This is a genomic window from Ruminococcus sp. (assembly GCF_024684275.1).
Window position 1 is genome coordinate 51,250 of sequence record NZ_JAIKXF010000087.1, and the last position, 18,673, is coordinate 69,922.

Consider the following 18,673-nt stretch of genomic DNA (forward strand, 5'->3'; position numbering starts at 1 on the left):
ATCTGAAAGCAATAAAAAGCTCCCGTGACCAAACACGGGAGCTTTGCTCATTTCATATGGTAAAAAGGCAGCATAAACATAACGGGAAACATAAAAGTTCCGCAGAATACCATGAAGAACGAAACAATACCAAGTATCAGATAGAGCTTTCCGCATTTCGGGTGTCCGCCTGTCAGATTCAGAATACCGAGTATGACGCCTAAAGCCGGTATCAGCAGCGAAAAAACTATCAGTATCGCCTGAGGCTCGTCAGGTCCCTGAACGCGGAATACAGGTCTGTTTTGTCTCGGATAGCCGTTATTGTAAGTGTTGGCATTGTTATTTGCCGTACCGTGGTCTATGTAGCTGTCGCAGTACGGGCATTTTACTTCATTCTCGGATATAGAAGCTCCACAGTGTTTACAGGTCATTTTCTTCCCCCCAATATTTCATGAAACTAATATTTATGTATCAACCAAATCCTGAATCTGATACTTAGTCTGAACTTCAAGGTTTAATTGTCACATCATTAATATGCTGAATATGTACATAAGCAAAAGCAATACTCTTACGCCGAAGCTTATGCCTGCCGCCAGCAGATAAGCTCTTCCTGCACGTTTTTCGTGCCTGCTGAGACTTGTTATGCCTGCGATAAGTCCTATTATAGGCTCAATTGCAGAAAAGACCAAAAGTGCTGTTTCCGCAGGCTCGTTCTCAGGAGACATATTATACGGAGAATAAGGAGATACGTCACGATAGAACTGCGGCGGACTATAGTTATACGGTCCGTACTGAGGCGGCGGGACATTCTGCCGATAATTCGGATTCGGAGCCGCACAGAAGGGACAGCAGGACTGCCTTTCGTCCATTATTGAGCCGCAATTCGAGCAATACATATTCCTCTCCCCTTTATCTCATAAAAATATACGTTGTATAGCCTGCATAAGCCGCCAGCATCAAAGCGCCGTGCCAGCGCACCAGCTTCTTTTTGGGCGCACAGAGCAGGAGCACGAACAGGCTCATAGCAATGAGAACAGCTGTATCTATGGCGTTCTGCACAGTGAAAGCAATTGGTGATATAACTGCCGCAATGCCAAGCACGAACAGGATATTGAATATATTTGAGCCTACGACGTTTCCGAGAGCCATATCCACCTCTCCCTTGCGGGCTGCAACGATAGAGGTGACCAGCTCGGGCAGGCTTGTACCGAGAGCTACGATAGTCATTCCGATAAGGTTGTCCGACATACCAAAGGTACGGGCAATATCCGAAGCTCCCTCGACTACCATTTTTCCGCCTACAGCTATGGCAGCTCCGCCGCCGATGATGCACAACAGACATTTCCACACGGGCATTACCTTGTATTCGTCCTCATCGCTCTGTTCACCGGAATCACGGGCTTTTTTTGCCGAGCTTATCATCATGTACAGAAAAACCGCAAACAGCGCAAGAAGGACAGCTCCGCCCCAGCGCATTACTATTCCCGTAAAGGCACCAAGTCCTAGAAGGACTCCTGCAACTATTGCAGAAAACGGCAGGTCTTTTTTCAGAGTTTCCCTGCTTACTGCCATAGGACACAGCAGCGAACAGACTCCGCAGACTACCATGAGGTTGAAAATGTTTGAGCCCACGGCGTTGCTTATGGCAAGGTCGTTCTTGCCTAATATCGAGGCACTTACGCTTACAGAGGTCTCAGGCAGGCTCGTACCCATAGCAACAATGGTCATTCCTATGATAAGGGACGGCACCTTCAGCCTCTTGGCTACCGCAGAGCTTCCGTCAACGAAGAAGTCGGCGCCCTTGATAAGAAGCACAAATCCGCCTATGAGCAAAATATACATCAGCATTTATCCATTCTCTCCTATGCAGTATTATTATAGGTTCTTTTGAACCTATCACAAGCTCAAAAGTCTCTTGACTGCATATTTTATTATACCACATCTTTTGACTATTTGCAATACCCACGGCGAAAAAAAATCCTGCGGATTTTTCAGTTGAGAGTTGAGAATTGAGAGTTAAGAGTTATGGTGTCTCCTGCGGAGACATTATTAAATTTATGAGCGAAGCGAACACATAAACTCTCAACTCTGCACTCTCAACTCTCAACTAAAACCGCCCTGCCTTGACACTCTGACCAAAAATAATCGCATTTTTCGGCAATTTCCAACAGCTTATCCAAATTTTCGCTTCATTTTAAAAAAAACAATATTTGTATTGAATTGCTTTCGCATTTGTGCTATAATTCGGATTGGTATATTTTTTCCTATTTAATAGGAAGAACAATTATGCGGTAGTTCACCGCGAACATGGAGGTTTATATGACAGCAGCACAGATCTTCGCCGTTATCATCTTCGTGGGAATGTTCATCATGATAGTTCTCGACAAGATAGAACGGCACTACGTCACCCTCGGCAGCGGTATCCTCACCCTTGTCGCCGTATTCGGCATCTGTATGCGCAGCGGCAGCGCTATTATGGATACCCTCGCTATTAAAAGCTTCGCTACAAAGGAATTTTGGTATCAGGTCACGGAAAGCGAAAGCAAAGGAATAAACTGGGCAACTATAATCTTTATCGCAGGAATGATGGTCATGGTAGAGGGCATGGCTAAAGCCGGCTTCTTCCGCTGGCTCTGCATGAAGATAGCCTATCTGGTAAAATGCAGGACAGTTCCTATATTCATCACATTCATGATAATGTCGGCAGTCCTCTCAATGTTCATCGACAGTATCACCGTTATCATGTTCCTTGCAGCAGTTACCATTGAGCTTTCTTCTCTGCTCAAATTCAATCCCGTACCTATGATACTTTCCGAGATATTCTGCGCAAATCTTGGCGGCTCGGCTACAATGTGCGGCGATCCGCCGAATATCATCATCGGTACCTCACTGGGATTCTCATTCTTCGATTTCCTTACAAATACCGGTCTCTGTGCCGCTATATCACTGGCAGTATCAGTTGTGTTCCTGTACTTTGCTTTCCGCAAGGAGATCGCAGGAAGCAGCAAGGAAAAAACGGATATGAGCAAGTTCCCTAAGCCCTCAGAGGCTATCACCAACAAGAAGGACTTCATTATCAGCAGCATAATTTTCGCTCTTGCAGTTCTTCTCCTCGTCACCCATGCAACAACTCATCTCACCGTTGCCACTATCGGTCTGTTTATCGCAGCAATAACACTTATCGCCTTTGGCAGACACGCTTCTGAGCTCATAAAGAAGGTGGACTACAAAACGCTCATCTTCTTCATCGGTCTGTTCATCGTGGTAAGCGGACTTGAAGAAACAGGCATACTCAAGCTCATCGCAAACTTCATCGGCGACATCAGCGGCGGCAATGTAATGCTCATGCTTGCTATCATACTCTGGGTATCGGCAATCGCCAGCGCATTCGTGGACAATATCCCATTTGCAGCTACAATGGTGCCTATCATTCAGAGCCTTGCCGATACCTCGGGAGTTCCTATCTCTACTCTCGCATGGGGACTTGCAATAGGTACAGATATAGGCGGAAGCGCTACTCCTATCGGAGCCTCTGCAAACGTTGTTGGAACATCAGTCGCACAGAAAAACGGCTATCCTATCGGCTGGGGCAGATACTGTAAGAAGCTTGCTCCTGCTACAGTCATAGTACTTGCAATATCAACTGTTTATTTATTTGTTCGTTATTTATAATTCAATAAGGGGGAATACATATGTCACAGGTAATCATTTCAGTAGGCCGAGAGTTTGGAAGCGGCGGCAAGGCTATTGCCGAGCAGCTTGCAAAGCGATTCAATATCCCGATCTACGACCGTCATCTCATTACGGAGATCGCTGACAAAACAGGTCTTACTCCCGATGAGATCGAGAAGTACAACGAAAAGCCAAAGAATCACCTGCTTTCGCGCAGAGTCAACGGCTACAGCAACTCTATCGAGGACAATATCGCAGAAATGCAGTTCAGCTTCCTGAGAGAAAAAGCAGCAGGCGGCGAGTCCTTCGTTGTAGTGGGACGCTGCTCTGAAACAAAGCTCCGCGATTTCAAGTGCCTTGTGTCACTTTTCATACTGGGAGATATGTCAGAAAAGATAAAGCGCGTCATGAACGTATATAACCTCACAGAGGACAAGGCAAAGGCGTTCATTGACAAGAAAGACCGCAAGAGAAAGCGCTATCACAACTATCACTGCGACGGTCACTGGGGCGATTCACGTCTCTACGACCTCAGCATAAACAGCTCACGTCTGGGACTTGACAGGACAGTTGACCTGCTGGAGAAATATATCAGGTCAAGAATGGGCGAAGAGTAATTAGAACTGAGAGCTAAGAACTTAGAACTAAGCAATTAGAAAATAGTATTTTCAATGTTGTAATTACTGCCTGACAATATGAACGGGATTCCAAAGGGACTGCGTTCCTTTGGCAGAGTGACTCCCCATAAAATGGGGAGATGTCGCAAAGCGACAGAGGGGCTGGGGCGGTTAGCCTGGGGCAAAGCCCCGAAGTTACAAAGCGCTCCTAACAGGAGCGAGTACCCTCTGTCAGCTACGCTGACATCTCCCTGTACTACAGGGAGTCACCGCAAGAGGTGAATCGAAAAACAATCCAGTGAATTGTTTTTCGAGAGGGGACGCCCTGCAAGTGAGGGCATCCCCTAATGGGCTGATATTTTATCCGCCCATGCATTTGCACATAAAAAAGCTGCACATGAAGTGCAGCTTTTTTTCGTTATGCTTTATTTTGCAGCAGGATTAAGTGTCTCCACTTTTTTAAGGAGATACTCCTGTATCTTGAGAGCATCATTTGCGGTTACGCCCTTGCTGGACAGATCAACGTCAGCCCAATTCCAGCCTATTTCCGTGATATGTGTCTTTTCTGTGCCATCAAGTCCGTACTTGTTCGGATTTGCAAGAGCCTGCATTATGAGTACAACGTCGCTCATATCTACTGTATTATCGCAGTTAGCGTCACCCCATATGGCTTCAAGTGCTCCGCCCATAAGGTAATTCACCTTGCAGCTGTCAATAGTATAAGGCTGGTCGATAGCCTTTTCTGTAGCAGCATTCCATACATTTGACCACCATACCTGCACCTCGCAGCTCTTGAAGGTATCAGGCATTTCATTGAGGTCAACATTTACTGTGAGCTTGCCGTCCTTATCGGCATTGCCCTTCCACTCAATGTTCTGCCAGTCGTCAGCTGTTGTGCCGAAGCCGATAGCACCGCCGATAGAAGCGTTTGGTGCGCCTGTGATGTCGATAGTCATGGTCTTGCCTACTGCAAGGTCAGGCTTCTCGGGGATAGTAACAGTCTTCTTCTGGATAGCAAACTTATAAGCAGTTGTAGTTGTTGTTGCATTTGGATCTGCCGTAGTAGTCGCAGTTGTTGTAGAAGTAGTTGTCTTTGAAGGATCGGGAGGAGTTACGCCCTCCTTCTTGTAGAGGGTAGCAGGAAGCTCATCAAGAGTTATGCAGTAATCGCTCTGATACATTGCGATAGTGTCTTCCTTAGTATTGAAAGTCGGATTTGACAGGAAGTTGTTATTGTCCGATCCGCCGTCATACCATGTACAGAAGTAGAGCCAGCCAGCCTTTTCCTCCTGTAATTTATCGGGAGTTGAGAAGCTGTCGTTCTCAGCAAGTGAGATCATCTTAGCACTGTCGTACTTCTCCATGATACCGTAGAATGTTGAGGAGAATGGGCTGTCGTTGTGATAGTATCTTGCGCTGCCTGTTGACCAGTCTGTACAGCTGTACTTATCGTAGCCGATTATATCAACATAAGCGTCGCCCGGATACCAATCCTTAGAGGTAGCGAAGTTATAGCTGTTCCACTCCCATATAAGGTTGTGGCAGTTCAGCTCGTTTGTGAGAGTCTCATAGGTGTATATCCAGAGCTTCTTGTAGGCTGCTGAGCCTTCTCTGCCCCACCAGAACCATGAGCCGTTCTCTCCGCCGCCGCCCTCGGCTTCGTGGAGAGGTCTCCAGATAACGGGTATGCCCTCAGCTTCAAGCTTGTTAAACTCCTTAGCGAGAGTTTTTAGTGTTGAGAGGTAATAATCGTTTTCCTTTGTGCCTGCCGTAGCAGCCTTTGAGGGTGAAAAATCTGTGTCCTTAGCTGTATATGTGGACAGTGACCAGTCCATCTTTGTGCCTATGGTGTAGTTTGCGAAGTCCTTCGGGACGTTGATATGGTAAGAAGCAGTAGCGATACCGCCCTTGTTCTTTACCCAGTCGATAACGCGGTCTGTTGAGCCGTCATCACTGCCGTAGAGAGGACAGCAGAAGTTGCCGTAATCAAAGCCGCGGATAGCAGGATAGTGACCTGTGGTATCCTTTAGGTACTCAAATTCTGTTTCAAGGCCGTGAGGACCGCCGCTGTATATCTCCTGCTGACCTGAGATTATATGCTTGCCGTAGTTCTCAGCAAGATAAGCCATAAGGCTCTGTGTTTCAACTGTTGCCAGCTGGTCGCATGGTTTGACCTGCTTTGCTTCTATCTTAGCCCCCGACATAGGCTCTGCTGTGAGATAGTCGAACTGTGACCAGCCCCACGATTTCTCGATAACAATGGTATTCTCACCAGCCTTGAGAGGAATAGCTGTGAGCTCAACGGGCTGATACTCTGTACCCTGAGGTATGCCGATAGCGCCCTGTGATGAGCCGTTTACGGTGAGATTCTGCTGCTTGTCAGTACCTATGCCAAAAGCATAGAAAGTGAGCTTATAGGGACCGCTCTCCTCCACGGTGAGCTTTACTGTGATAGTGCCGTCCTCTGTCATTTTGAGGGCAGAGCCGCCGCTTGCGCCTGAATCCTTTTCAACTGAGATAGTGCCTGTTATCTCAGCTTTTTCAAACTCAAACTTAATAGGCTCGTCAGCCGCTGTTACAACAGCTGTGCTGTAGAGAGCCGTATTCAGCAGCAATGCAGCTGACATCACAGCCGCTCCTGCCTTCTTGAAAATTTTTGTGCCCATGTTTAATATCCTCCTGTAAATTTTTTGCACCTTAAATAATGTCTGACTTTCTCTGAACAAAGTTCAGGGCAATAACCGCTTTACAGCAATCATTGCGTTCACTTTAATTATAGTCATTATTTCAGTAAAAATCAATAAGTGACATAAAATGTTTTCATATACGTAAAGATTTTCGTATATCCGCACAATCAAAACTGAAAAATTTTGTTATTCAGGTCAAATTTAACTTAATTTTAGCTTAAATTATTCTTTAGTTAAATAAGCACAGGAAATTTATCCGCTTTCTCTTATCTCTGTTGACATTTTGGCTAAAAAGGTGTATAATTTTAGTAGAGTTTCGTTTACTTTGTTCATGAGGAGAGTGAGAAAATGACCGAATATCTTACAAACTATATGAAATACATTCAGGAGCGCCTCGAAAGATGCCATGATTCCAACGAGCTTGACGAGATAATGGCTGAGCACAAGGACAAGATAGCCTTTATGCAGCATGAGCGAATAGTCCACTTTCTGGTAACTATGCTCTTTGCCTTCATACTTATCGTATTCTTTGCAGTGCTGATATTTAAAATCGACCTCGCTGTTCTCGCCCTTGTAACTATTGTCCTCGTACTGCTGATGTTCTACATCAAGCACTACTATTTTCTCGAAAATACGGTTCAGAAGATGTACAAGGTCTATGACAGTATACTCGAAAAGCAGAAAAAGCTGAAGGAGTCAGCGAAATGACGAAAAAAGAGATAGCAAAATTGGCTGTAGAGGAGCTGGAAAAGCTCTATCCCCATGCAGCCTGCTCACTTAACTACGAAAAGCCCTATGAGCTGATGTTTGCAGCGCGGCTTGCCGCACAGTGTACCGACGCCCGTGTAAATATAGTCACAGAGACACTGTTCAGGAAGTACCCTTCCCTTGAAGCCTTTGCAAACGCCGATATAACAGAGCTCGAACAGGACGTGAAGCCCTGCGGCTTCTACAGGAATAAGGCAAAAAGTCTTAAAGAAATGGCAAATCAGCTTATTAATGACTTCGGCGGAGAGGTCCCCGATACTATGGAGGAGCTCCTCACACTGTCGGGTATCGGCAGAAAAACTGCAAACCTTATGCTCGGGGACGTTTTCGGTAAGCCTGCAATGGTCACAGACACCCATTGCATACGCATTACAGGGAGATTGGGCCTTACAAAAAACAAGGAGCCTGCAAAGGTTGAAAAGGACCTTGTGAAGCTCATACCGCCCGAGGTATCCTCGGATTTCTGCCACAGAACAGTGGAGTTCGGACGGGATATATGCAATGCCCGAAAGCCGCGGTGCGGAGAATGTCCGCTGAATTATTTCTGTAAATACTATGCTGATAAATCATGATCTAACGTAAAAAGTTGAGAATTGAGAGTTGAGAGTTGAAAGTTATGGTATCGCCTGCGGCGATATTATTTAAATAATGTGAGCGAAGCGAACTCATTAACTCTCAACTCTTCACTCTCAACTCTAAACTAAATCATTTTTGGCAAAAAATGATTACATGAAGGGAGTTTTATTATATGCTATTCAACTTTAAACTAAGCACCCCTGCTGAGGGACTTGTCGATATTACCCGTGAGGTCACAGAAGCCGTCAAGGAAAGCGGCGTTCTTGAGGGGATATGCATTATCTACTGCCCTCACACCACTGCCGCTATCACCATTAACGAAAACGCCGATCCCGATGTGCAGACAGATTTCATCAAGGGCATGGACAAGTTCTTCCCCGACCTCCAGTCATTCAGACACGCCGAGGGCAACTCCGACGCGCACATCAAATCTTCTGCCGTAGGCGCCAGCGAGACCGTTATAATAAGCGGCGGAAAGCTTCTTCTCGGTACATGGCAGGATATTTACTTCTGCGAATTCGACGGTCCGAGAACCAGAAAATTCTTTGTCAAGGTCATGGGAGACTAAGCTATGGATAATATCGAAAAACTCGCCGAAATCGTCAGCGAGTCCAATAATATCGTATTCTTCGGCGGTGCAGGCGTCTCAACGGAAAGCGGTATCCCCGACTTCCGCAGTGTTGATGGTCTCTACAGTCAGCAGTGGGACTATCCGCCCGAAACTATCCTCAGCCACACATTCTTTATGAAGAAAACCGAGGAATTCTACCGCTTTTACAGAGCAAAAATGCTCTGCCTCGGCGCGAAGCCGAATGCTGCCCATATCAAGCTTGCCGAGCTCGAAAAGCAGGGTAAGCTCTCCGCTGTCGTTACCCAGAACATAGACGGACTTCATCAGGCAGCAGGCAGCAGGCAGGTATATGAGCTTCACGGAAGCGTTCTCCGCAATTACTGCACAAAATGCGGAAAATTCCATGATGTTCAGTACATCATAGACTCGGAGGGAGTGCCAAAATGCCAGTGCGGCGGTGTTGTAAAACCCGATGTCGTTCTCTATGAGGAGTCTCTCGACGACAGCACCGTAAACGGAGCAGTCCGCGCTATCAGCAACGCCGACACCCTTATTATCGGCGGAACTTCGCTGAACGTTTACCCTGCCGCAGGACTTATCCGATACTTCCGAGGCAAGGATCTTGTCATAATAAATATGGCTCCAACTCAGATGGACAGCAGCGCAGACCTGCTCATTTGTGACAAAATCGGAGAAGTCTTCTCCCGTATTTAGGAGGAAATCCCATGAAACGACTTACAGCCGCCGCTTTATCAGCGATACTACTATCAGGCTGCGGTTCGGGAAAGCCAAGCAGTACCGATACCCGGTCTGCCCTTCCGCCTTTACCCAAAGCCGCAGAGCTGACCACCGCTCAGCAAACCGCCGAAACAAGCTCCGCCGAAAGCCGTATCATTTATCGCGAAAGACTATACAATATCAATTCCTACACTAAATCCGACCTTATAGTTCAGGCAGACGGAACTGTCTGGTGCGGATTCTATATGCACAACGAGGGTACTATTGACCGCTTCAACAGACTATGGACAAGTGATGACGAGTATACCGAGAATTATCAGCTTGACGACGACCGCTGGCTGGCTTCTGTTCTCACCGAAACAAAGGACGATGATTTCATGCTGTTCGGTGATTACAGCAAGCTCGGAGAGCTCAGCACCGAGGATACACAGAGACTTGTCTCTCTTGTTGCTGAAGCCGACCCCGTCAGCGCCTGCAATGTCAGCGTTGCTTCTCCCGACGAAGCCGCCCCTGCCGAGACAGAGACAGAATATAACTTCGTTGACCTTATCGTCAACAGCGCTCCATACCGTGTTTATGCCTATACACAGAGCTATGAAAGCATGGTTCAGGACACTGCCGCCGAGGAGGCAATGAAGCTGGTGCAGAGCACTGACTTCTACACTCAGTGGCGCGAAAAATGCGTCAATGAGCTGATACCGTTTGAATAAGCGAATTTTTTTGCCCCTAAGTGTTTCAAAACGCTTAGGGGCATTGTGTTTTGTTCATTTGTTAATAGAAATCAAAATGCAGGGGCTAAGGGCTTACAGCAAGCCGTTTTCCTTCTTGAAATCGATAAACTCCTCGTATGTTCCCTGTCTGTCGAGACAGCCGTCGGGAGTTATCTCGATTATGCGGTTAGCTGTGGTCTGCATTATCTCATGGTCGTGCGAAGCAAGGAGCACTACTCCCTTGAAGTTGATAAGGCTGTTGTTTACAGCGGTAATGCTTTCAAGGTCAAGGTGGTTTGTAGGACGGTCAAGCACCAGCACATTAGAGCCGAAAAGCATCATGCGCGAGAACATACATCTCACCTTTTCGCCTCCCGAAAGCACATTTACAGGCTTGTAAACGTCATCTCCCGAAAAGAGCATACGTCCCAAAAATCCGCGGAGATAGGTCTCTGTCTCGTCCTTTACGGAGTACTGTCTTATCCAGTCAAGAATTGATAGCTCACAGCCGTTGAAGTACTCTGAGTTATCAACAGGCATATAAGATGTAGTTACAGATACGCCCCACTTGAAGCTTCCAGAATCGGGCTGTTCCTCCTCCATGAGTATCTTGAACAGCATGGTGATAGCCTGCTCGCTCTCACCCACAAAAGCCACCTTATCGTTTCTGCCGAGGGTGAAGCTCACATTATTGAGAAGCTTTACGCCGTCAACGGTCTTGGTAAGTCCCTCCACCTGAAGAATATCCTTGCCAAGCTCTCTGTCCATATCAAAGCCGATAAAGGGGTATCTTCTGCTTGATGCAGGTAGCTCCTCAACAGTGAGCTTCTCGATGAGCTTACGGCGTGAGGTAGCCTGATTTGACTTTGACTTATTAGCGGAGAATCTGGCGATGAAATCCTTGAGCTCCTTTATCTTCTCCTCGTTCTTCTTGTTCTGCTGTTTTATCATACGCTGAATGAGCTGACTTGACTCATACCAGAATTCATAGTTGCCCACATACATCTTTATCTTGTTATAGTCTATATCAACGATATGGGTGCAGACATTATTGAGGAAGTGACGGTCATGGGAAACAACGATGACTGTACCGAAGTACTCCGAGAGGAACTCCTCCAGCCAGCGTACTGCGTCTATATCAAGGTGGTTAGTAGGCTCGTCAAGGAGTATTATATCGGGATTTCCGAAAAGAGCCTGCGCAAGAAGCACCTTTACCTTTTCGTTGCCCGAGAGTCCTGACATCTGAGAATAGAGTATATTCTCGGAAAGACCGAGTCCCTGTATGAGCTTTGAGGCGTCGGATTCTGCCTCCCAGCCGTTGAGCTCAGCAAACTCGCCTTCGAGTTCGGAAGCCTTTACGCCGTCCTCCTCGGAAAAATCCTCCTTTGCATAGAGAGCGTCCTTTTCCTGCATTATCTCGTAAAGACGGGCGTTGCCCATAATCACAGTATCAAGAACTGTATACTCATCGTATGCGAAGTGGTCCTGCTTGAGGACGCTGAGGCGCTCCTCCTTTGGCATAGTGACCTCGCCCGAAGCAGGCTCCAGCTCGCCGCAGAGCACGCGGAGGAAAGTAGACTTTCCTGCTCCGTTGGCGCCGATAACGCCGTAGCAGTTGCCGTTTGTGAATTTAAGGTTTACATTTTTGAAAAGTGTTGAGCCGCCGAACTGCACGCTCACATTGCTTACTGTTATCATATCTGGTCCTTTCTCAAATCAATTATAACTTTGTAATAATTGATTCAGTTTAGAGTTGAGAGTGGAGAGTTCAGAGTTAATGTGTTCGCTTCGCTCACATTATTTAAATAATACCGCCGCAGGCGGCACCATAACTCTCAACTCTAAACTCTCAATTCTCAACTATGTGTTTATAAGCTTGTCTTAATGCACAACAAAAATTATTATACCATATTTCCAAGGTCTTGTAAAGACAAAAAAATCCCGACACCGAAGAACACTGAAACTTCGGCATCGGTTCAATGAGGATGATTTTCAAAAGCCCTCGCAGGCTTACAGATAGACATTTCTGCTATCCGCATGAGAATTGGAACTTCAAGGACCATTCTCTGTATACTATATTATCATGGATAGTTTACATTTGCAACTCATTTTTTGCAGATTAGGTGGACAAATCAAAGCTGTTTGTACATATTCACGAAAAAACACAGGTTTTCTCCTCTGACTTTGCGCAAATGCTCATTTGCCAAAAAGCACCGTAAAGGTTATTTCTTTACGGTGCTTCTGATTTATTTCACTTTCTTTGATTCTATCTCTTTCTCTATAGCCTCTGCCCTCGCCAAAGCTGTATCAATATGGTCGCAGAAGTTCTGCTCGCCTACCCTCTCAACAAAGCCTGCCTTTCTCATTACCTTCATAGGCTGCTCGTTTACGTGAGAGAATACTACCTTTACGTTATGGCGCTCACAGCGCTTTACGATGCGCATGAGAGCCTCAACGCCTGTAGCGTCGATAGCAGGCACGTTTCTCATTCTGATACAAAGAACATCTATATCCTTATCACTGAGCACGTACTTGTACTTATCCGTAGCCGCAAAGAACATAGGTCCGTTTATCTCGAATACACGGGTATTCTTTGGTATCTTCTTGAGAAGGATATTATCGGGATCGGTATCCTCGTCATCTATATCCTTCCATGCATGAGCCTCAGTAACGTCTGCCATACGCTTCATAAAGAGAAGTGCAGCCATTACCATACCTACTCCGATAGCTACTACAAGGTCAAATACAACTGTAAGTATCAGTGTCACGAAAAGAACTGCGATGTCGCTCTTAGGAGCTGTTTTTACTGTGTTTCTGATGTTTCTCCAGCCACACATATTATATGCAACGATAAAGAGTATAGCTGCGATAGTTGGCATAGGTATAAGCGAAGCATAAGGCATCAGAACTACCAGTATAACTACAAGGACTACTGAATGCACCATGCCCGCAACAGGTGTGCGTCCGCCGTTCTTTACGTTGGCAGCTGTACGGGCGATAGCGCCTGTAGCAGGGATACCACCGAAGAATGCAGAGCCGATATTAGCTGCGCCCTGTGCTACCAGCTCCATATTTGAACGGTGCTTTGAGCCTATCATACCGTCTGCAACAACACAGGAGAGCAGCGACTCAACTGCCGCAAGGACTGCGATAGTGAATGCATTCGGGATAAGAGCCCTTACTCTGTCAAATGTGACCTCGGGAACTGTGAGCTTTGGAAGTGAATTTGATATTTTATAAAGGTCACCTATGGTGTTTACATTGATATTGCTGAGCTTTACAATAGCGGAACAGACGATTACCGCAATAAGTGAAGCAGGTATCTTCTCCAGCTTTTTCGGCCAGAGTATGAGTATTGCCAGCGAAATAACGCCGATAAGCAATGCCTGCCAGTTGATAGTATCCATAAAGAAGCCTATCGCCTTTACCTTTTCAACTGTCTCGATAGGAGAAGCAAAGCCCAGCTTTTCCTGCATTATCTCCTTATCATAGGTAAGTCCGAGGAAATCCTTTACCTGTCCGAGAAGGATAGTCACGGCAATACCAAAGGTAAAGCCTGTTGTGATAGTTCCCGGTATGTACTTGATGAGAGCTCCGAAGCGGCAGAAGCCCATGACGATGAGGATAATACCAGCCATGATAGCCGATATGGCAAGTCCACTCATGCCCTCAGTCGCAACAATGCCTGCAACGGTAGTTGCAAATGCTGCTGTAGGACCTGCTATCTGCACACGGCTTCCGCCTAAGAATGATACGATAAAGCCTGCGATGATAGCGGTGTAAAGTCCCTGCTCAGGACCAACTCCGGAAGCAAGAGCAAGGGCGATAGACAGAGGCAGCGCTATGATAGCAACTATAATGCCTGAGATAATGTCCTTTATGAACTGCTCCTTGGTGTAGGTCTTCATTACCGAGAAAAGCTTTGGCTTTAGCTTTTCTTCTGTGGGTTTCAATGCTTTTTCAGCCATATTTCCAACCTCTTTTTTCGTTATTTTTTGATAAAAAACACGCAACGCTATCTATTATACTACTAAAAACAGCGCTTTTCAAGAGATTTCAGACAGGGAGAAAAATTTTGTCGGTTTATATATATTCCTGTCAGCCGTGGAGAAAATCTATAGCATTTAGCCTGTATGTACGCCAATACAACAAAACAGCTCCCCATACGGAGAGCCGTTTCAACTATATCATGGAAAAGCTTACTTCTGTTCTCTTACTATCGCCTTGCTGCCAAGGAAGGTGAGGAGGAAGTATCCGCCGTATATCAGCACCACTACTCCTGCGGTGAAGATAACAGGCTTTATATAGTCCCCCACTATAAGCAGGTCAAGTCCGATCTTGGCAAATCTCATTCCCACGTATGCGTGGAGGCAAGCCAGCAGCAGCGGCAGCAGGAAGAATATTCCCGACTGGCTGAATATTGACTTTGTTATAGACTTCTCCTCTACACCCAGCTTGCGGAGCATGGTGTATCTCGGAATGTTGTCTGCGCTCTCTGAGAGCTCCTTCAGTGCAAGGATAGCACCGCAGGAAACGAGGAAGATGAATCCGATGTAAAATCCGAGGAATGTAACGATAGCGCCGATTCCTATAGCGCTGTTGACAGTCTCTATCCTTGTGGACATATTGTAGTTAGTTCCGCCCTTTGTGTCGCTCGTATACCAGTGTATTGCGTTTTCCCATTTTGCACGGGCAGTTTTCTCAGCTTCTGCAATGCCATTTTTATCTGTAGCCTTGTAGTTGCCCACAAAATTATCAAAGCACTGACCATTCTCTGATACTGCATTGTCGGGAACTATAAAAACACCTGCATTATTTGCCTGCATTCCGGGGTAGATAGACGTCTCGATACATTTTGTGAACTTAGGCTTGAGAGATTTGCCGTATATTACTGCCTCGGGCTTATCTTTAAGGAACCCTGTATAAATATCTGTAAAGCCAAGAGCATTTGCACATATTGCATATTCGTCGTTGGCAAGCTCTATCTGCTCCCTGCCGTAGAGCTTCATAAGAGCGTTATAATCGCTGAGCTTTATGATAGTTTCGGTGAAGTTGAAATGAGAGTATAATTCATTATTATTCTCCAAGAATTCATCTCTTTTATCTCCCATGTAGTCATAGAAGGTAAAGTCCTCGTCGATATAGTCATGGAAGTGGAGATATTCGCCGAACTCGTCATAAATGCTTTCGTTCTGCTGTGCGTATACATCGTCGATATTGCCGCCCTTGTAAAGCCACGGATTCTCGGGATCGTCCGCGCTCTCTGCAAATTGAACATAGAAATCCACGGGATAATTCTCCTCAACACCCTGATTCATGGAATTTCTGATAGTGAACGCAGTTGAGAGAGTGCATATAGTCACAAAGAGCATAAGGCATATAATCGTCATTGAAGCGATAGTTGTATTTATCTTGCTGCTGAGCTGACGGAATGTGAAGCTGTTGAGTCCGCGGTGATAAACTCCCTTTGCGGACATCACCACTCTAAGGAGCATTCCTGCCACAGACCAGAAGATAAAGAATGTGGAAACGATGCCTGCAAGTATGGCGAGACCTATCCTTTTTTCATTGATATGCTCAAAATCCCAGCCAACTGTATGATACGCCCAGACGAGAGCTGCAGCGGAAATAATGAATACTATAACACAGAGCCACGGGTTCTTCATGGTTATCTTCTCGGAGCGTTTTCCTGAGTTAATAAGGGTTATAAGTCTGCATTTGCTGATAACAAAGCCGCTTCTCAGCATTACCACAACGTACATGATACCAAAGTAGAGAATGGTCTTTGCTATTGCAGAGCCCGACACGGTGAACCTGTAATCGTTCATGTCGGCTTCAAAAAGATTTGCAACTACGGCGCTCATGACCTGCGAAAGTCCCACACCGATGAGGAGTCCTACAAAAAGTGAGCCGATACCGATGATGACTGTCTCGCAGAGGAGAAGTGCGGATATTTTCCACTTACTCATGCCCAGCATCATATACAGGGCAAATTCCTTGTTGCGGCGCTTCATCAGGAAGCGGCTGGCGTACACGATGAGAAGTCCCAGTACTACGGCAATGAATACGCTGACTCCCGAGATAGCCGTTGTGAGTATCTTTATTATCTCACGCTGGTCTTCTGACACTGCGATAAATGCTGTCTGTGTCTCTATGGCGTTGAAAACATAGAATACAGCAACTCCGAGAACAAGGGTGAAAAAGTACACCGCATAGTCCTTGATACTTTTGCGGATATTGCTGAGGGATATCTTAAAGAGCATCGCTGACGTCACCTCCGAGCAGTGTAACCACATTGATTATCTTGTCAAAGAACTGCTTGCGGCTGTCTCCGCCTCGGTTTATCTCGTTGAAGACCTTGCCGTCCTTGATAAAGAGGACTCTCGAGGCATAGCTTGCGGTAAAGGAATCGTGAGTTACCATTATAATAGTTGCACCGCACTCATGGTTGAGGTAGTTAAAGCGCTCAAGAAGCATTTTTGCCGACTTTGAATCCAGTGCGCCTGTCGGCTCGTCAGCGAGTACAAGCTTAGGAGATGTAACGATAGCTCTTGCAGAGGCAACTCTCTGCTTTTGTCCGCCTGACATCTCATAGGGATACTTGCTGAGCACATCTGTTATACCGAGCTGTTCTGCCACAGTCTTTACAGCCTTGTCTATGTCCTTTGCAGAGCGCTTCTGAATAGAAAGCGCAAGAGCGATATTCTCATAGGCTGTAAGGGTATCCATAAGGTTGAAGTCCTGAAAGATGAATCCCAGCTTGTCACGGCGGAACTTGTTAAGCTCCTTGCCCTTCAGCTGTGTGATGTCCTGCTCCTCAAGCATTATGTGACCTGCGGTAACGCGGTCAATGGTGGATATGCAGTTGAGAAGCGTGGTCTTGCCGCTTCCCGAAGCTCCCATAATAGCTGTGAACTCGCCATTCTCCACATTGAACGAGATATCGTCAACTGCCTTTGTAAGGCTTGATCTGCTTCCGTAGTATTTTTCAACGTTCTGTAATCTGAGTAATGACATGATATTATCTCCTTATAATGCTGCCTTTTCTCTATTGTGTTTGCAGATGTACCAATTGCACAGCTGGGATACTGCAAATAAGCTCCAGAAAATTCCTTCTGTCAGGTTTCCGAGGTGTGGATCAACAGCTGCTGTGCCGCTTATTATTTCGTATATCTCTAAAATGGCTACAGGAATAATTGCTATAGTACTGATAGTGCAGAGTGTTCTGATTATTTTTGATGTAAGCTTTTTCATAAGATCATTTCCTTTCGGTGTTTGTTTTCGGGAGCCTTTCTCCCTTTCCATGATCTTATTATACATCATGCAGGTACTTCTGTCGTATTTTTAACATTACACAACCTTACAGTTTTGTAATGTTAGTGAATAAAAGGAGGGCGATGCTCACATCGCCCCGATAATATTGGTTATTTAAGGTACTCACGGAGCCTTTCCAGCTCTTTCTTAGCGTCGCTGTATCCCATATTATAAATGTGTCCCAGCTTTTCCATATCGCCATCAAGGCGGCTTACACCGATATTTTCCGACGGAGCGATAAGGAATATTCGTCCCTCGGCAGCAAGCCTTTCCAGCTCGTCACACTGTCGGTTATAGTTGGCATTGCTGTTGATGAGCGCCCTTGCAAATTCGGGATAATTGCGGTATACCACGTTCTCTGCGCGGAGCTTCCTGTCGCTTACGCTCTTGCGGAAGTCCCCGTGTCTGGTCTTTATGACGATTATCTTATCAAAGCCCTTGTCTATGGCGAACTGATAAGGTATCTTGCAGCTGCACCCGCCGTCAAGGTATGGTCTGCCGTTTATAATGACAGGCTTTGACACAAATGGCATAGAGGCTGACGCGCGTACAGCCCTCAGCGGAGGAAGCCCTGAGTTCTTTTCCATATACTCCGTCTTTCCGGTTTTCAGGTCTGTGACCACTGCATAGAACTGCCTTGAATTGTCCATAAAGCACTTCTTGTCAAGGGGAGGCACCTTAGCCATATCTCCGAACACGAAATCAAAGCCGATTATCCCCTTGTTCCTGCGGATAGCCTTAGGACCTACATAACGGCTGTCATGGCGGTAGCGGAGATTTATCCTGCCTGAGCGCCCTATCTGCCCCGAAACGTAATTTACACCGTTTAGTGCTCCTGCGGAAACGCCCACAGTACAGCGCATATTTATGTCCTCCTCCATGAGAGCGTCAAGGACTCCCGAGGTATAGACTCCGCGGAATGCTCCGCCCTCAAGGACTATACAGCCCTCTGTGATATTATCCGAAGCTCTCCCCTTCGGCAGTGTCTCTATCCCTGAATAAACCTTTATTTTCTTCATTATGTCACCTCTCGTTTAAATC

Annotated in this window: 17 protein-coding genes; 7 read left to right on the forward strand and 10 right to left on the reverse strand. The window is 46.2% G+C overall.

Annotated features, from left to right (window positions below; all coding sequences use genetic code 11):
- Nucleotides 1–47: 47 nt before the first annotated feature.
- The 3 genes from K5677_RS09010 to K5677_RS09020 all read right to left on the reverse strand — a co-directional run bounded on the left by K5677_RS09010 (nt 48) and on the right by K5677_RS09020 (nt 1,827).
- The gene (locus K5677_RS09010; protein WP_296727046.1) at nt 48–410 is read right to left on the reverse strand and encodes a hypothetical protein; all 363 of its coding nucleotides are present in this window, start codon (nt 408–410) and stop codon (nt 48–50) included.
- A 90-nt stretch (nt 411–500) separates the two neighbouring features.
- Nucleotides 501–875: a hypothetical protein gene (locus tag K5677_RS09015; protein ID WP_296727048.1), complete on the reverse strand. Its 375-nt coding sequence runs from the start codon at nt 873–875 to the stop codon at nt 501–503.
- A 13-nt stretch (nt 876–888) separates the two neighbouring features.
- The gene (locus tag K5677_RS09020) at nt 889–1,827 is read right to left on the reverse strand and encodes a calcium/sodium antiporter (RefSeq protein WP_296727049.1); all 939 of its coding nucleotides are present in this window, start codon (nt 1,825–1,827) and stop codon (nt 889–891) included.
- Between the two features lie 471 nt (nt 1,828–2,298).
- Between K5677_RS09020 and K5677_RS09025 the strand changes: the two genes are divergently transcribed.
- Both K5677_RS09025 and K5677_RS09030 read left to right on the forward strand, forming a co-directional pair.
- Nucleotides 2,299–3,651 (forward strand): SLC13 family permease, encoded by a 1,353-nt coding sequence (locus K5677_RS09025; RefSeq protein ID WP_296727051.1) that lies wholly within the window; start codon nt 2,299–2,301, stop codon nt 3,649–3,651.
- Nucleotides 3,652–3,671: 20 nt separating this feature from the next.
- On the forward strand, nt 3,672–4,268 hold the full coding sequence (locus K5677_RS09030) for a cytidylate kinase-like family protein (RefSeq protein WP_296727053.1): 597 nt from the start codon (nt 3,672–3,674) through the stop codon (nt 4,266–4,268).
- A 425-nt stretch (nt 4,269–4,693) separates the two neighbouring features.
- On the opposite strand, the gene K5677_RS09035 is transcribed toward K5677_RS09030, so the two are convergent.
- Entirely contained in the window at nt 4,694–6,934 is a 2,241-nt protein-coding gene (locus tag K5677_RS09035) for a glycosyl hydrolase (RefSeq protein WP_296727055.1), read from the reverse strand.
- 369 nt (nt 6,935–7,303) lie between these two features.
- On the opposite strand from K5677_RS09035, the gene K5677_RS09040 reads away from it, so the two are divergent.
- The 5 genes from K5677_RS09040 to K5677_RS09060 all read left to right on the forward strand — a co-directional run bounded on the left by K5677_RS09040 (nt 7,304) and on the right by K5677_RS09060 (nt 10,318).
- Entirely contained in the window at nt 7,304–7,663 is a 360-nt protein-coding gene (locus K5677_RS09040; protein WP_296727057.1) for a hypothetical protein, read from the forward strand.
- Nucleotides 7,660–8,295, forward strand: a complete 636-nt coding sequence (gene nth / locus K5677_RS09045) for an endonuclease III (RefSeq protein ID WP_296727060.1) — start codon at nt 7,660–7,662, stop codon at nt 8,293–8,295. The genes K5677_RS09040 and nth overlap by 4 nt, the downstream gene beginning before the upstream one ends.
- Nucleotides 8,296–8,471: 176 nt before the next feature.
- Nucleotides 8,472–8,867 carry a secondary thiamine-phosphate synthase enzyme YjbQ gene (locus K5677_RS09050; RefSeq protein WP_296727062.1) on the forward strand — a complete coding sequence of 132 codons (396 nt, stop codon included), beginning with the start codon at nt 8,472–8,474 and terminating at the stop codon, nt 8,865–8,867.
- A gap of 3 nt (nt 8,868–8,870) precedes the next feature.
- On the forward strand, nt 8,871–9,584 hold the full coding sequence (locus tag K5677_RS09055) for an NAD-dependent protein deacylase (protein WP_296727067.1): 714 nt from the start codon (nt 8,871–8,873) through the stop codon (nt 9,582–9,584).
- Nucleotides 9,585–9,595: 11 nt separating this feature from the next.
- Nucleotides 9,596–10,318 (forward strand): hypothetical protein, encoded by a 723-nt coding sequence (locus tag K5677_RS09060; RefSeq protein WP_296727068.1) that lies wholly within the window; start codon nt 9,596–9,598, stop codon nt 10,316–10,318.
- Nucleotides 10,319–10,411: 93 nt separating this feature from the next.
- On the opposite strand, the gene K5677_RS09065 is transcribed toward K5677_RS09060, so the two are convergent.
- The 6 genes from K5677_RS09065 to K5677_RS09090 form a co-directional block, all read right to left on the reverse strand.
- Entirely contained in the window at nt 10,412–12,016 is a 1,605-nt protein-coding gene (locus tag K5677_RS09065) for an ATP-binding cassette domain-containing protein (protein ID WP_296727071.1), read from the reverse strand.
- Nucleotides 12,017–12,564: 548 nt separating this feature from the next.
- Nucleotides 12,565–14,286, reverse strand: coding sequence for a SulP family inorganic anion transporter (locus K5677_RS09070; protein WP_296727076.1), 1,722 nt, complete (start codon nt 14,284–14,286; stop codon nt 12,565–12,567).
- A gap of 231 nt (nt 14,287–14,517) precedes the next feature.
- Nucleotides 14,518–16,581 (reverse strand): ABC transporter permease, encoded by a 2,064-nt coding sequence (locus K5677_RS09075; protein ID WP_296727078.1) that lies wholly within the window; start codon nt 16,579–16,581, stop codon nt 14,518–14,520.
- A complete protein-coding gene (locus K5677_RS09080; RefSeq protein ID WP_366849211.1) occupies nt 16,571–17,338 on the reverse strand; it encodes an ABC transporter ATP-binding protein in 768 nt (255 codons plus the stop codon). Before K5677_RS09080 ends, K5677_RS09075 begins: the two co-directional genes overlap by 11 nt.
- A 9-nt stretch (nt 17,339–17,347) precedes the next feature.
- On the reverse strand, nt 17,348–17,572 hold the full coding sequence (locus tag K5677_RS09085) for a hypothetical protein (protein WP_296727082.1): 225 nt from the start codon (nt 17,570–17,572) through the stop codon (nt 17,348–17,350).
- 170 nt (nt 17,573–17,742) lie between these two features.
- Nucleotides 17,743–18,651, reverse strand: coding sequence for a patatin family protein (locus K5677_RS09090; protein ID WP_296727085.1), 909 nt, complete (start codon nt 18,649–18,651; stop codon nt 17,743–17,745).
- Between the last annotated feature and the right edge of the window lie 22 nt (nt 18,652–18,673).

Excerpts from the sequence above, each read along its gene's own strand:
- nth (WP_296727060.1), top strand. The coding sequence starts at position 7,660 with ATGACGAAAAAAGAGATAGCAAAATTGGCTGTAGAGGAGCTGGAAAAG.
- K5677_RS09050 (WP_296727062.1), top strand. The coding sequence starts at position 8,472 with ATGCTATTCAACTTTAAACTAAGCACCCCTGCTGAGGGACTTGTCGAT.
- K5677_RS09040 (WP_296727057.1), top strand. The coding sequence starts at position 7,304 with ATGACCGAATATCTTACAAACTATATGAAATACATTCAGGAGCGCCTC.
- K5677_RS09010 (WP_296727046.1), bottom strand. The coding sequence starts at position 410 with ATGACCTGTAAACACTGTGGAGCTTCTATATCCGAGAATGAAGTAAAA.
- K5677_RS09075 (WP_296727078.1), bottom strand. The coding sequence starts at position 16,581 with ATGCTCTTTAAGATATCCCTCAGCAATATCCGCAAAAGTATCAAGGAC.
- K5677_RS09030 (WP_296727053.1), top strand. The coding sequence starts at position 3,672 with ATGTCACAGGTAATCATTTCAGTAGGCCGAGAGTTTGGAAGCGGCGGC.
- K5677_RS09085 (WP_296727082.1), bottom strand. The coding sequence starts at position 17,572 with ATGAAAAAGCTTACATCAAAAATAATCAGAACACTCTGCACTATCAGT.
- K5677_RS09035 (WP_296727055.1), bottom strand. The coding sequence starts at position 6,934 with ATGGGCACAAAAATTTTCAAGAAGGCAGGAGCGGCTGTGATGTCAGCT.
- K5677_RS09015 (WP_296727048.1), bottom strand. The coding sequence starts at position 875 with ATGTATTGCTCGAATTGCGGCTCAATAATGGACGAAAGGCAGTCCTGC.
- K5677_RS09020 (WP_296727049.1), bottom strand. The coding sequence starts at position 1,827 with ATGCTGATGTATATTTTGCTCATAGGCGGATTTGTGCTTCTTATCAAG.
- K5677_RS09060 (WP_296727068.1), top strand. The coding sequence starts at position 9,596 with ATGAAACGACTTACAGCCGCCGCTTTATCAGCGATACTACTATCAGGC.
- K5677_RS09090 (WP_296727085.1), bottom strand. The coding sequence starts at position 18,651 with ATGAAGAAAATAAAGGTTTATTCAGGGATAGAGACACTGCCGAAGGGG.
- K5677_RS09070 (WP_296727076.1), bottom strand. The coding sequence starts at position 14,286 with ATGGCTGAAAAAGCATTGAAACCCACAGAAGAAAAGCTAAAGCCAAAG.
- K5677_RS09055 (WP_296727067.1), top strand. The coding sequence starts at position 8,871 with ATGGATAATATCGAAAAACTCGCCGAAATCGTCAGCGAGTCCAATAAT.
- K5677_RS09065 (WP_296727071.1), bottom strand. The coding sequence starts at position 12,016 with ATGATAACAGTAAGCAATGTGAGCGTGCAGTTCGGCGGCTCAACACTT.
- K5677_RS09025 (WP_296727051.1), top strand. The coding sequence starts at position 2,299 with ATGACAGCAGCACAGATCTTCGCCGTTATCATCTTCGTGGGAATGTTC.